General features: G+C 60.0%; 11 protein-coding genes. 8 read left to right on the forward strand and 3 right to left on the reverse strand.

The features are described from left to right. The first annotated feature begins 23 nt into the window (after positions 1-23). From hslO to ACR0E6_RS11305, 8 genes are all read left to right on the forward strand, one after another. Entirely contained in the window at positions 24-1,010 is a 987-nt protein-coding gene (hslO, locus tag ACR0E6_RS11270; RefSeq protein ID WP_170520939.1) for an Hsp33 family molecular chaperone HslO, read from the forward strand. After that, positions 985-1,599: a CoA pyrophosphatase gene (locus ACR0E6_RS11275; RefSeq protein ID WP_480583312.1), complete on the forward strand. Its 615-nt coding sequence runs from the start codon at positions 985-987 to the stop codon at positions 1,597-1,599. Before hslO ends, ACR0E6_RS11275 begins: the two co-directional genes overlap by 26 nt. Beyond that, complete coding sequence (locus ACR0E6_RS11280) at positions 1,596-2,750, forward strand: CCA tRNA nucleotidyltransferase (RefSeq protein WP_480583315.1); 1,155 nt, start codon at positions 1,596-1,598, stop codon at positions 2,748-2,750. The genes ACR0E6_RS11275 and ACR0E6_RS11280 overlap by 4 nt, the downstream gene beginning before the upstream one ends. Positions 2,751-2,942: 192 nt before the next feature. Then, the gene (locus ACR0E6_RS11285; protein WP_480583318.1) at positions 2,943-4,781 is read left to right on the forward strand and encodes an ABC transporter ATP-binding protein; all 1,839 of its coding nucleotides are present in this window, start codon (positions 2,943-2,945) and stop codon (positions 4,779-4,781) included. Beyond that, entirely contained in the window at positions 4,778-6,610 is a 1,833-nt protein-coding gene (locus ACR0E6_RS11290) for an ABC transporter ATP-binding protein (RefSeq protein ID WP_480583321.1), read from the forward strand. The genes ACR0E6_RS11285 and ACR0E6_RS11290 overlap by 4 nt, the downstream gene beginning before the upstream one ends. 139 nt (positions 6,611-6,749) lie before the next feature. Next, complete coding sequence (locus ACR0E6_RS11295; protein ID WP_480583325.1) at positions 6,750-7,979, forward strand: class I SAM-dependent RNA methyltransferase; 1,230 nt, start codon at positions 6,750-6,752, stop codon at positions 7,977-7,979. Positions 7,980-7,994: 15 nt separating this feature from the next. Continuing rightward, positions 7,995-8,780: an ion transporter gene (locus tag ACR0E6_RS11300; protein WP_480583328.1), complete on the forward strand. Its 786-nt coding sequence runs from the start codon at positions 7,995-7,997 to the stop codon at positions 8,778-8,780. Positions 8,781-8,838: 58 nt separating this feature from the next. Beyond that, entirely contained in the window at positions 8,839-9,357 is a 519-nt protein-coding gene (locus ACR0E6_RS11305) for a L,D-transpeptidase family protein (RefSeq protein ID WP_170453388.1), read from the forward strand. On the opposite strand, the gene ACR0E6_RS11310 is transcribed toward ACR0E6_RS11305, so the two are convergent. From ACR0E6_RS11310 to ACR0E6_RS11320, 3 genes are read right to left on the reverse strand one after another with little or no spacing between them, the layout of a single operon-like run. Beyond that, on the reverse strand, positions 9,341-10,786 hold the full coding sequence (locus ACR0E6_RS11310; protein WP_480583332.1) for a nodulation protein NodH: 1,446 nt from the start codon (positions 10,784-10,786) through the stop codon (positions 9,341-9,343). The genes ACR0E6_RS11305 and ACR0E6_RS11310 overlap by 17 nt on opposite strands. A gap of 6 nt (positions 10,787-10,792) precedes the next feature. Then, on the reverse strand, positions 10,793-12,493 hold the full coding sequence (locus ACR0E6_RS11315) for a DUF5927 domain-containing protein (protein ID WP_480583335.1): 1,701 nt from the start codon (positions 12,491-12,493) through the stop codon (positions 10,793-10,795). Then, positions 12,490-13,476, reverse strand: coding sequence for a glycosyltransferase family 2 protein (locus ACR0E6_RS11320; RefSeq protein ID WP_170631728.1), 987 nt, complete (start codon positions 13,474-13,476; stop codon positions 12,490-12,492). The genes ACR0E6_RS11315 and ACR0E6_RS11320 overlap by 4 nt, the downstream gene beginning before the upstream one ends. Positions 13,477-13,547 lie beyond the last annotated feature (71 nt).

Raw genomic sequence — 13,547 nt, forward strand, 5'->3', positions numbered from 1 at the left:
CCCTTGGCGTGTAAGGAAACCCCATGTCTCTTGGAACAAAAATCGCGTGGGACGATACCGTCCTGCCCTTTCAACTCGATGTATCGGATATGCGCGGGCGCGTGGCCCGTCTGGATGGCGTGCTGGACGGCATCCTGAAGCAGCATGACTACCCCGAACAGGTTGAGGCTTTGGTGGCCGAGATGGCCCTGCTGACCGCGTTGATCGGCCAGACCGTTTCGCTGCGCTGGAAACTGTCCTTGCAGGTGCAATCCAAGGGCGCGGTGCGGATGATCGCCACGGATTATTATGCACCGAAGGTCGAGGGCGAACCGGCCCGCATCCGGGCCTATGCCAGTTTCGACCGGGATCGCCTGACAGATTCCGCCCCCTTCGATCAGGTGGGTGAGGGGTATTTTGCAATCATGATCGATCAGGGCGAAGGCACCCAGCCCTATCAGGGCATCACCCCGCTGGCCGGAGGCTCGATCAGCGCCTGCGCTGAAGCGTATTTTGCCCAGTCAGAACAGTTGCCGACCCGCTTCTCGCTCAGCTTCGGCAAATCGACCGAGCCGGGTGTGGGCGAACATTGGCGCGCGGGCGGTATCATGTTGCAGCACATGCCCAAAGCCTCGCCCTTTGCGGCCTCGGGCGAGGGTACCGGCGAGATCCTGACCGCAAATGATCTGGTTGATGGCGAAGAGGGCGAGAACTGGGGCCGTGTCAACATCCTGCTGGATACGGTCGAAGATCTTGAGATGATCGGCCCTTCGGTCGCGCCCACCGACCTTTTGGTTCGCCTGTTCCACGAGGAAGGGCCGCGCGTCTATGACGCGCAGGCGGTGCAGTTTGGCTGTACCTGCTCCGAGGAACGTGTGCGCCAAAGCCTGTCGATCTATTCGGCCAAGGACATCGAAAAGATGACCACGCCCGAAGGGCAGGTGACAGCCGATTGTCAGTTCTGCGGGGCCCACTATGTGCTCGATCCCGCAACGGTTGGATTTGATGCAGAAGACGCCAGCGGTGCATGACCTTACCGCCCGCATTGCTGCGGCCTTGCGTCGTCCGGGTTACGGGTCCAGCGATTTTGACCTGAACCCGGAAACCGTGCTTCCGCCCGGGCGCAAATTGCGTCCGGCGGGGGTGTTGGTGCCGATCCTGCTGACCGGCGATGAACCGCATCTGATTCTGACCAAACGATCATCCGCCCTGAAACACCATCCCGGTCAGATCGCCTTTCCGGGTGGCAAGCAGGATGAAGGGGATGTGGACATCACCGCCGCAGCCTTGCGCGAGGCGCGCGAGGAAATCGGCCTGCCGCCCGATCTGCCCGAAGTGATCGGGTTTTTGCCTGACCATGAAACCGTGACTTCGTTTTCGATGACCCCGGTGGTTGCCATCGTCCGGCAGGGGTTTGACCCCGTGCCCGAACCCGGCGAAGTCGACGAGGTTTTCTCGGTTCCGCTTGCACATGTGCTGGACCCTGCGAATTATGTGATCGAGTCGCGCAGATGGCGGGGTCAGCGGCGCAGGTATTACGCCGTGCCCTATGGCCCCTATTACATCTGGGGCGCGACCGCCCGCATATTGCGCGGGTTGGCAGCACGGGTGAGTGAATGAAGCAGATCAGCGCGGCCTGGGTTTCAGATCCAGCAACTCAGAGGGTTTGCGCGGCCCTGACCAAAGGCGGGGCGCAGGCCCTGTTTGTCGGGGGCTGCGTGCGCAATGCCCTGCTGGGCGCGCCGGTCTCGGATATCGACATTGCGACCGATGCGCTGCCGAACCGGGTGGTTGATCTGGCACAGGCCGCAGGCCTCAAGGCGATTCCGACCGGGATTGACCATGGTACAGTCACCGTGGTCTGCGATCACATCCCGCATGAGATCACCACCTTTCGCCGCGATGTTGAAACCGATGGTCGCCGGGCCGTTGTCGCCTTTTCCGAGAAGGTCGAGGAAGACGCAGCGCGGCGCGATTTCACCATGAACGCGATCTATGCCCGGCCCGATGGCACCGTGTTAGACCCGCTTTCGGGCCTGCCCGATCTTGAGGCACGCCGCGTGCACTTCATCGGAACCGCCCAAAACCGTATCCGCGAGGATTACCTGCGCTCGCTGCGGTATTTCCGGTTTCACGCCTGGTATGGCGATGCCGAGGCCGGGTTCGATGCGGATGCCTTGGCGGCGATTGCGGGCAATCTGGACGGGCTGTCCACCCTGTCCCGCGAACGCGTCGGGGCCGAGTTGCTGAAACTGCTGGCTGCGCCCGATCCGGCCCCGTCAGTTGCCGCGATGCGCAGCGCCGGCGTTCTGGCGCGTCTGTTGCCCGGCGCGAATGACCGCGCGCTTGCGCCCTTGGTGGCGATTGAACAGACCGCAGGGGCCGAACCCGAGCCAGTGCGCCGCCTTGCCGCCATCGCCACACCCGAAGACGCCGCCACCCTGCGCCTCAGCCGGTCTCAATTGCAACGGCTGACCCGAATGCGGGACGAAGCACAGGCACCGACCAGCGTGGCTGAACTGGGCTATCGATACGGGGATGAGGGCGGCCTGCACGAAACCCTGTTGCGCTGCGCGTTTCTGGAAGAACCATGGTCCGAGGACCTGAGGACACAGTTGCACAGCGGCGCAGCCGCACGCTTTCCGATCAAGGCGGCAGATCTGATCCCCGATTTCGCCGGCCCCGCGTTGGGCCAAAAACTGGCCGAGCTTGAGGCGCGCTGGATCGCGTCGGGCTTCACCCTGACCCGCGAGGATTTGCTGACCGGCTGACGGGAAGTCTCAAAAGGGGATGACAAACCAACGGGTTTGTGGTTACGTGCGCCTGTCACATGGATGGAGGAATGCGAATGTATTACGGGATCTGGTTCGGCTAAAGCCGGGACACTTGCCCCGTAAAGGGTGGTGTTCAGGCGCCATTCTTCTTCGCACGTCTTTTGTTTTGCTCAATCGGAGCACGCTTCCATGTTTCGCTATTTCGAAAACCTTGTTGACCCTTTTGTCGCCTATCATGAGACTGACACGCCGCCGACGCGGCTGTGGCCCTTCATGCTGGAATACTCGCGGCCATTCTTTCGCGTGTTCGTATGGGCAACGCTGCTGTCCATTGTTGTCGCTGGGGTCGAGGTCGGCCTGATCTATTACATGGGACGCGTTGTGGACTTGCTTGGCGGGTCTCCGGCCAATGTATGGAAGGATCACGGGACAGAATTGCTGTTGATGGCTGCGTTTATCCTTTTGTTGCGGCCAATTTTGCACATTCTGGACGTGCTTGTGATCAACAACGCGATCCTGCCTCAGTATGGCACGCTGTTTCGTTGGCGGGCCCACAAGCACGTTTTGCGCCAGTCGGTTAGCTGGTTTGAAAACGACTTTGCCGGGCGCATCGCCAACCGGATCATGCAGACCCCGCCCGCCGCTGGCGAGGTGGTGTTTCAGGTTTTCGACGCGATTTCTTTCTCGCTGGCCTATCTGGTCGGGGCTGCAATCCTGCTGATGGCGGCGGACACGCGGCTGTTGTTGCCGCTGCTGATCTGGTTTGCGTTGTATGTCGTGCTGGTCAACTGGGCGGTTCGGCGCGTCGGTCCCGCGTCACAGGCCGCATCGGATGCGCGCTCAACCGTGACGGGCCGCGTGGTGGATAGCTATACCAACATCCACTCGGTCAAGATGTTCGCGCATGCCGATCAAGAGATGGACTACGCGAAAGAGGCAATCTCCGAGACGCGTCGCACTGTTCAGGTCGAGATGCGGATTTTCACCATCATGGACGCCATTCTGGTCGTGCTGAATGGCTTTCTGATTGTGGGCGTAGTCGGCTGGGCCATCGTTCTGTGGATGCAAGGCCAAGCCTCAGTTGGTGTAGTGGCGGCGGCGACCGCCCTGACCCTGCGTTTGAACGCCATGACCGGGTGGATCATGTGGGCGCTGACCAGCCTGTTCCGCCAGCTTGGCGTTGTGGCCGAGGGGTTGGAGACAATTGCGCAGCCGATCCAATTGCTGGATGCACCTGATGCAAAGCCATTGCAGCTGGGCAAAGGTGAGATCGAAATTCGCGACCTGTCGCACCATTACGGCCGTAAAACCGGTGGCTTGGATCACATCAACCTGACGATCAATCCCGGTGAAAAGATCGGCTTGATCGGCCGGTCTGGCGCGGGGAAATCGACCCTAGTTAAGCTGCTTTTGCGGTTTTACGACGTTGAACGCGGTGCGATTCTGATCGACGGCCAGAACATCGCCGGTGTCACGCAGGACAGCTTGCGCAGTCATATCGGGATGGTCCAGCAGGACAGCGCGTTGCTGCATCGATCGGTGCGCGACAACATCCTCTATGGACGTCCCGACGCGACCGAAGAACAGATGGTTGCCGCAGCAAAACAGGCCGAAGCGCATGAGTTCATTCTGGACCTGCAAGACCCGCAAGGGCGCACCGGGTATGACGCCCATGTGGGCGAACGGGGCGTTAAGCTGTCCGGCGGTCAACGGCAACGGGTAACTCTGGCACGGGTGATTCTGAAGGACGCGCCGATCTTGCTGTTGGATGAGGCGACATCCGCCCTAGATTCCGAGGTCGAAGCGTCGATTCAGGAAACTCTCTACGGCATGATGCAGGGCAAAACCGTGATCGCCATTGCTCACAGGCTCAGCACCATCGCGCAGATGGACCGCATTCTGGTGATGGATGCCGGTCGCATCGTCGAAGAGGGCGCGCATTCTGACCTTTTGGCGCAGGGCGGCCTTTACGCGCAGTTCTGGGCGCGGCAATCTGGCGGCTTCATGAACCCGGAGGCCGCGGAATGAGGGTTGCTGACCTCATAAACCCGTTCAAAAACATCGAAACGCCCCCACCGCAGACCTTGGGGGCGTTCATTCGCTGGAGCCTGTCCGGCGCCTGGCCCATGCTGTTTGTCGCGGCTTTCTTCTCGGCCACTGCTGGCGCGATGGAGGCGGTCACGGCCTGGATTCTGGGCCGTGTGATCGACGTGGCAACCTCCAGCGGCCCCGAGAATTTCCTGACCGCCGGGAACATGTGGATGATCTTCGCAGCGGTGGTCTTTTTCATGTTGCTGCGGCCGATCCTGTTTGGCCTGTCGTCGGTGTCGAACAACTACATCGTCATGCCCAATATCCCACCTTTGGTTCTGGCTAAGCTGAACCGCTGGACGCTGGGCCAGTCGGTGACTTATTTCGATGATGATTTCGCCGGGCGGATTGCGCAGAAGCAGATGCAGACGTCCAACGCCATGGCCTCGGTCGTTTCGGAAACGATCAGTGCGATTGTGTTTGCCCTGGCTTCATTGGTCGGTTCTTTGCTTTTGTTAGGGTCTATTCATCCGCTGGTGATGCTGCCCTTCGCCGGCTGGTTGGCGGTCTATTTTCTGCTGGTTCGCTGGTACCTGCCGCGCATCCGCAAGCTGTCGGGGGCTCGGGCCGGGGCACGGGCGATGGTGTCGGGGCAGGTCGTTGACACGATCACCAACATCAAAACGGTCAAGCTGTTCGCGCATTCCGCGTTCGAGGATCAGGCCGCGCGTGACTCGATGGTGGAACTGCGCGAGCGGTCGCTGGATTTCGGCAAACTCTCTGCCAGTTTCCGTTTCATCCTGATGACATTGGCTGGCGTTTTGCCCGTGCTACTGCTGGGCGCGACCCTGTGGCTGTGGCAGTTCGGCATGGCAACCGCTGGCGATATCGTGGCCGCAGGTGCTGTTTCGATCCGGATCGCGCAGATGACCGGTTGGGTCAGTTTTACGCTGATGGGCCTTTACGCCAATGTCGGTGAGATCGAGAACGGGATGAAGACACTGGCCAAGCGCGACCGGGTCGAGGATGCTGCGCAGGCCACGGACTTGGTGGTGACCGAAGGTGGCATCGCCTTTGACGCGGTCAGCTTTGCCTATGGTCGCGATATCGGCGGTGTGACCGACCTGAATCTGACCGTCAAACCGGGTGAGAAATTGGGCATCGTCGGCGCGTCCGGGGCGGGGAAATCCACGCTCGTGTCGCTGTTGCTCAGGCTCTATGACGGGGAAAACGGCGCTATTCGCATCGACGGGCAGGACGTGTCGCAGGTGACGCAGGACAGCCTGCGCCGTCAGATCGGCATGGTCACGCAGGAAACCGCGATGTTCAACCGTTCGGCTCGTGAGAATATCCTCTATGGTCGCCCGGATGCGTCCGAGGCGGAAATGATCGAAGCCGCCGAAAAGGCTGAGGCGCATGAGTTCATTCTGAGCCTGGAAGATGCGCAGGGTCGCAAAGGATACGATGCGCATCTGGGCGAGCGCGGTGTGAAGCTATCCGGTGGTCAGCGGCAGAGGATCGCCTTAGCCCGCGCCATCCTGAAAGACGCTCCGATTCTGGTGCTGGATGAGGCGACATCGGCACTGGATTCCGAAGTTGAGGCTTCGATCCAAACCGCGTTGCATCGGGTCATGCAGGGTAAAACCGTTCTGGCGATCGCGCACCGCCTGTCAACGCTCAGCGAAATGGACCGGATCGTTGTTCTGGATCACGGGCGGACCGTTGAAACCGGCACGCATGAGGCGCTTTTGGATCAGGGCGGGCTGTATGCGCGGTTCTGGCATCGCCAGTCGGGCGGGTTCATTCAGGCTGAAGCTGCGGAATAGGGGCCTTTGCGTTTCTTGAACCAAACAGCATCGAAATGCGCGTTCGACCGAAGGGAGAGGCAGCGTATTGCGAACCAAAGTAAACGCAAAGTGCCCTAAGGGGTTTTGTTGCGGACAAACCGCCGTTATCAGCCACGTCATGACGCAGACATTCACCATAAATCGCCTGGGGCATCAGGGCGACGGTATCGCCGATGGCCCCGTCTATGCGCCGCGAACCTTACCCGGAGAGGTGGTGAGCGGTACTCTGCACGGTCAGGTTCTGACCGATATCCGGGTGGACAACCCATCCGATCAGCGGGTGAAAGCGCCATGTCGGCATTACAAGGCCTGCGGCGGGTGCCAATTGCAGCATGCCTCAGACGCGTTCGTGGCCGACTGGAAGGGTGCGGTGGTGCGCAACGCGCTAGCCGCGCAGGGGCTCGATGCCCCGATGCGGCCCATTCACACGTCGCCCGAACGGTCCCGTCGTCGGGCGACGATTGCCGTACGGCGGACGAAAAAGGGCGCGCTGGCCGGATTTCACGGACGGGCGTCGGACACGATCACCGAAATCCCGGATTGTCACCTGCTGGACCCCGCATTGATCGCCGCCATTCCGGTGGCCGAGGCTTTGGCCCTGTTGGGTGGCAGCCGCAAGGGTGTGCTGGCTGTGACGCTGACCCTGTCCGAGGGCGGGCTGGATGTGGCGGTCAAAGGCGGCAAACCTCTCGACGGCCCTCTGGAGCTGGCTCTGGCGCAAGAAACCGAGAAACACGGGCTGGCAAGGCTTAGCTGGGATGGCGAGGTGATCGCGATGCGACACGCCCCCGTCCAGCGCTTCGGCATCGCTGCTGTGACACCTCCGCCGGGTGCGTTCCTGCAAGCTACAAAGGACGGAGAACAGGCTCTGACACAGGCTGTTTTGGAGGCAACTCAAGGGGCAAAGCGGGTTGTCGACCTGTTTGCCGGCAGCGGCACATTCTCACTGCCACTGGCGCAGATGGCCGAGGTTCATGCGGTCGAGGGCGAGGCCGAGATGACACAAGCCTTGGATCAGGGCTGGCGCAGGGCGACCGGTCTGAAACGCATCACGGTCGAGGCGCGCGACCTGTTTCGCCGCCCCTTGATGCCGGATGAGCTAAAGCCGTTCGACGCCGTTGTTCTTGACCCACCCCGCGCCGGGGCCGAGGCACAGGTGGCAGAACTGGCGCAGGCACGTCCAGCGGTCATCGCCTATGTCTCATGCAATCCGGTCACCTTTGCGCGCGACGCCAAAGCGCTTGTCGATGCGGGCTATACCCTTGAATGGGTGCAGGTCGTTGACCAATTTCGGTGGTCGTCACATACGGAACTGGCCGCGCGGTTCGTGCTGAACCCCGCGTCCTAAGGAGACAGGCAAGGCATGGGGTTCAAACAGCGTTTGCTGAACATTATCGAGGCACCGGCTTTTGGTCGGTTCATCACCGGCGTCATCATCTTCAATGCGATTCTGTTGGGGATGGAAACCTCGCCCGTGCTGATGGAAGCCGCAGGCCCGCTGATCGTGACGCTCGATAAGTTGTGCCTAGCGATCTTCGTCGCCGAAATTGCGATGAAACTGATCGCCACCGGGCGTAACTTCTTCAAAAGCGGCTGGAACCTGTTTGATTTTCTGATCGTGGGCGTTGCCCTTGTCCCCAGTGCGGGTGGCCTGTCCGTGCTGCGGGCGCTGCGAATCCTGAGGGTATTGCGCGTGATCTCGGTCGCGCCGCGCCTGCGCCGGGTGGTCGAAGGGTTCATCTCGGCCCTGCCGGGCATGGCCAGTGTATTCCTGCTGATGGCGATCCTGTTTTATATCGGCGCGGTGATCTCGACCAAGCTGTTCTCGTATTCCTTCCCGGACTGGTTCGGCAATCTGGGCTTGTCGGCCTATACGCTGTTCCAGATCATGACGCTGGAAAGCTGGTCCATGGGCATCGTGCGTCCGGTGATGGAGGTTTATCCCTACGCCTGGCTTTTCTTTGTGCCCTTCATCATGGTCACCACCTTCGCGGTGGTGAACTTGCTGGTCGGTCTGATCGTGAATTCGATGCAGGATGCGCACCATGCCGAGGATGAGGTGAAAACCGATGCCTACCGGGATGAGGTGCTGGAACGGCTGGAAGCCATTGAACAACGGCTTATTCAGCAATCAAACATCAAAAAGTGATTTCAGTTTTTTGATTTTTTGGCATAATACGCAAAAAAAGAGCAGCAGGCAGTGAAACATGGATCGTCGAGCATTTGGATTGGGGGCGATGGCAACGCTGAGCCTTTCGGCTTGTGCCTCAGCCAGCCCCAGATTTCTGACCTATAACGGACCCGAGGTGACGTCTCTTGTGGTGAACAAGGGCGCGCGCAAGCTTTATCTTTTGCATAACGAGCAGGTCCTGCGCGACTATGACGTTGATCTGGGTTTTGCGCCCCGGGGCACCAAGACCAAGCGTGGCGATGGTCGCACGCCCGAAGGCACATATCTGATCGACCGCCGCAACCCGCGCAGCCGGTATCACCTGTCTTTGGGGATTTCCTATCCCAACTCGGAAGACATCGCGCAGGCCAAGGCCGCAGGTGTTGATCCGGGCGGCGACATCTTCATTCACGGCCAGCCCAACCTGCGGTCAGAACTGCGGCGCGCGAAAAAGACGCCGGATTGGACGGCGGGCTGTATCGCGGTCAAGAATGACGAGATGGAAGAGATCTACGCGATGGTTGGCCGGGGTACGCTGATCACTCTGCGCCCCTGACCGGGTTCCAATCGCCAAATCCGAATTGCACGAAGTCGCGCTGGTACGTTTCTGCTGCCAGCGCCTGCAATTTGGCATCGCAGATTTCGTCCAGGCGATAGGGTTCTTCCGAAGTGCCATTGTTGGGCATTGGCGGGTTTGCGTGGCCCATCCTGCGGGCCAGATCAGGCAGGGTAACGGACAGCTCACCTTCGCGCAGGATCAGATCGGGCAGGGCAAATTTCGAAACCCCTGCCAGCGCTTCTGACTGCGTACACCAAGCTGCATCCACCCGGATCGGCGTCTGCCCGGCAAGGTTATGGCGCAGGAAGGTCAGGAAGGCGGAAAACGCCTCATAATGCTGATCCATTGAATAGTTATGCGCACGTATCTGACCGGGGATCGGCAGTTTGAAGCGGTTGCGCAATTGTTTGCGGATGTCCTCGTAACACTCTGGTCCGGTGTTCAGGATATGTCGACAAAAGGCCGTATGCGCGCGCGCCAGCGGGTGGCGCAGCACGGTGAATTTACGGTGTCCGGGCGTGGCGCGCATCCAGTCTTGCACCTCCTGCCGCGAGGGGCTGGTTATCAGGCCATCTGTGCCAACATTGTCCAGCGTGGCCATCCACTGATGAATGACCGGATCGATTCCGCCGTGCACCGGCATATAAAGCAGCCGAGATTGTGGCGCGATCACATACCCTTCAACCGCCGGTCCGCGCTTGGGTTCAAAATACGGGCTGCGGTGCATGGACAGCAGGTCGAGCCCGGACAGGTCGCTCTGCATCTGGTCCGGATTTGTGACCTTGGACAGCGCCGGGATCGGGTTTTGCGGTTTCAGCAGGTCGTCCAGCTGGCTCAGACGCGCCGGAATGCCCAGCCAGTCGGCCAGCCCGTTCAGAACGTCCAACCGGGTCAAATCGTCATAATCGATGTAAAATGCGCTTTGGCCGGTGCGTTGCAGATGGGTGTGGACCTGATGCAGGAAGCCTTGGCGCTGATCCAGATAGTCCGAGAACTCTGGCCCATCAAACTCGACCTGTGCTTCAAGCCGCCGTTTGATGTTCTTCAACTGCCACTGCTTGGTTTTGCGCACGATCTTCAGCGACAGGTAGCTGTCCAGAGGGTTACGCGTCAGAATGATCTTGGCGCAGCGCGGGTCGTTCAGGACCGGGTCAAGCACCCTTGGGTCGTGTTCCTGAAAATAGCGAAAACCGTTCAGATCGCCTGTGTCTGCGCGCATCGCCTCGATCAGCCGCGCCGGATCTTCGTCGCGCTCTTCCAGCGAGATGCCCAGCACGTCCTGCGCTTTGACGCGGCCAATGAAATGAGGATTGAATGCCTCGCCATGGCAGGTGACACCGTCCAGCGCGTTCAGGTTCGACTCCAGCAGGTTCGAACCGGTTCGCATCGCAGCCAATACGATGAAATAGTCAAACTTGCGCGTCATCGGCGATCACTGCACCAGATAGGGTTTGCGATATGGCTTGGTTTGTGTGCCGAAAACGTCGTCGGCAGGGAAATCCCCCATCAATTGCGGGTGCATGCCCTGGTTCTTCAGGTTTTGCAGGAACTGACCAAAGCCGGACAGATCGACCATGGTTGGTGCTTCCGTCAGGTGACTGGCACCTTGGGTGCCGATCTCATCGATGATTGTCTGCAAAGGCTCCATCGGGGCCTCGATGAAATCCGCCAGGGTCCAGCTGCGCACATTTGCCTTGGTCCAGACTGAGGTCAGAACCTCAAGCTGTTTGCTTTCGATCCGTTGCAGGCGCGCGGCCTCGCACCGGATATCCGCGAAGTTCATGTTCGAGCGGAACAGCGGAATGGCCCATGCCCCGGTAATGACCGAAACCTGGGCGTTCTTGTCGCGGGCCATGAACCAGTTGATGGCTTGCGTGTCATTTGGGCCGAACTGAAAACACTGACGCTCACCCCGCGTGTTCCAGATCAGGTTCGACAGAAAGGCGGTCGGGTTGTAGTCCCGCAGGGTGGCGCAATCGCTCAGCGCGCCGTTGGTGATTCTCTGACCTTGGGCAAACTCGGCCCGATCGGGTCCGAACAAGCGCCCGTGCACCCGTGCCCCGGTGACCGAGGTCAGCCAGGTTTCAAAATCCTCGAACAATTCGCCAAAGCCCTGAAACATGGAATAAGGCGATGAGGTCAGGCCGTTTTCACTGCCATGCCGGGGGAACCGGCCCTGCATGTAAAGACCATCGCGGCCATGGGTGCGACGCTCAACCGCTTTGGAAAACACCCGGTCGATCTTGCCGGGGTTCGGCTCGGCCGGTTTCATCGCGCCGGTCTGATCGGTCAGAAAGGCCTGATACAACCGATCCGCCCGCCACCAGATTTTGCGTGCAACAAAGCAATCCGACCGGCGCAGCAACTGTAGGTGATCGTCGTAGAAGATATGCGGCCGGCCCTGGTAATCGAACTTGGACAGGGTTAGCGAGCGGCTTTCGATATGTGTCGAATACAGCCGTGCCAGCGTCTGGAAATAGCTTTCATCGGGTATCCAGACCTGCCGGAAATAGCGGTCATAGGTCTTGCGTTTCGGGTCCTGCAGGATCGCGGACAGGGTTTGGCGGGTCAGACACCACCATTGGCTGCCCATATGGGGAACCAGCCCCTCGGGGATGCTGCGGCGCAGGCCCAGGCGGCGTTGCAGCTTGACATAGGCATCAAACAGTTTGCGCTGCTTGCGCCATGAAAACGGAAAGCGCAGGGTGAAGCGTTCATGATCCAGCCCGCCAATGGTCCAGCTGACATCGGCGGTGGTGGCGCTTTCGATGAAGTCGACGCGGGGCCGGTCGGACAGGTAATCAACCAGCTCCTGCACAGGGCGCAGCGGCAGGCAGGCCCCCGAGGACAGGAATACGTGCCGCACGTCCGGGAACCGTTCCAGCATCAGTTCGGATGCGGCCTGCGATCCGGCAACGATGCCCCATCCGCCCCAGTCGCATTTGTGACGCCCGGAAAACACGATCAGCGGATCATCCGCGCAAGAGGCGACGAATTTCGAGAACACATCGCCCGGCACCTTGCGATCCACATGGATCACCACCGGGCATCCCGCCGCCGTCCAATGCCGGGCGACCTGTTCGGCGCGGTCCAATGCGGTATGCACCAGCATGACGATGCCCAAGGAACTCATGCCCAGTTTCCTTTTGACATGAGGCCCAGAATCTCAAGCTGTCGCCAGTTGATATAGGTCTCGGACCAGTCGCACCAGAAGACGGGCTTTTCGTCCAGACCATCGGCATAGGCTTTGTATTCGCCCGACCCGCGATAATGCTGACCGCGCTGCAACTCCTCACGCGCCTTGTCGCCCAGCGTGTCGATCAGTTTGGCATGTAGCAACGCGCCACTGGCTTTTTCACCGCCCCATTCGTCATAAACCTGGTTCAAGCCGCGCGGCAGCAGCGAATGGGTCGAGCTTACATAGACATAGCGCCGGTCCCATTTCACCAGAGGGATCTTGTTCAGCGCAGGCGCCTTTGACGGGTTGTCGCGAAAGAACACGCGCGCGCGGGGACCGCCTTGAATCCACAGGTTCTTGTACTCAGGGTTCTTGGTGATCATGTAATTGCCGGCATCGAACCAGCGCGCGATTTCAAACGGGTCCTGCCCTTCGTGATAAGGCTCTGCGTCCACCGGCCCTTGGGGATACATATCAATCAGCATAGTCCCGAAACTGCGCACCGCGCATCCATCCAGCCAATCGGTCAGCGCCCGAATGGGCCTTGTGTCGCAGAAGGGATAGATGAAGAACTCATCGGGGTCGACGGTCAGCACCCAGTGTTTATGGGCGTATTTGCGCAGCAGGTAATTGGACCAGTCCAGCCCGAACCCCGCGCGTTTATAGCTGGTCTTTGTTCGCCAGACCGAGACATCGGGCTGTGATTTCAGGAACTCGCAAGTGCCGTCATCGCTGTCATTGTCCACAAACAGAAAATGGTCGACACCCAGTTTGCGGTAGTAGTCCAGAAAAAAGGGCAGGCGTATCTTTTCGTTGCGCACCACGCTCATCAGCAGAATATCTTCGCGGCGAATGGCGGCGGTGTTGTTGCTGACGGGCCCAAGCTCGCGCCGTCGTCTGACGCCGCGCAGGATACGGCGTTTGCGCCGCAACCTCATCCGATACGAGTCCCACAGGCTCACGTGATTATCCAACCTTTGTTTTGCCGCGAGCGTCCTCCGCCCCCTTC

The sequence above is a fragment of the Ruegeria sp. AP12 genome (genome assembly GCF_056540025.1).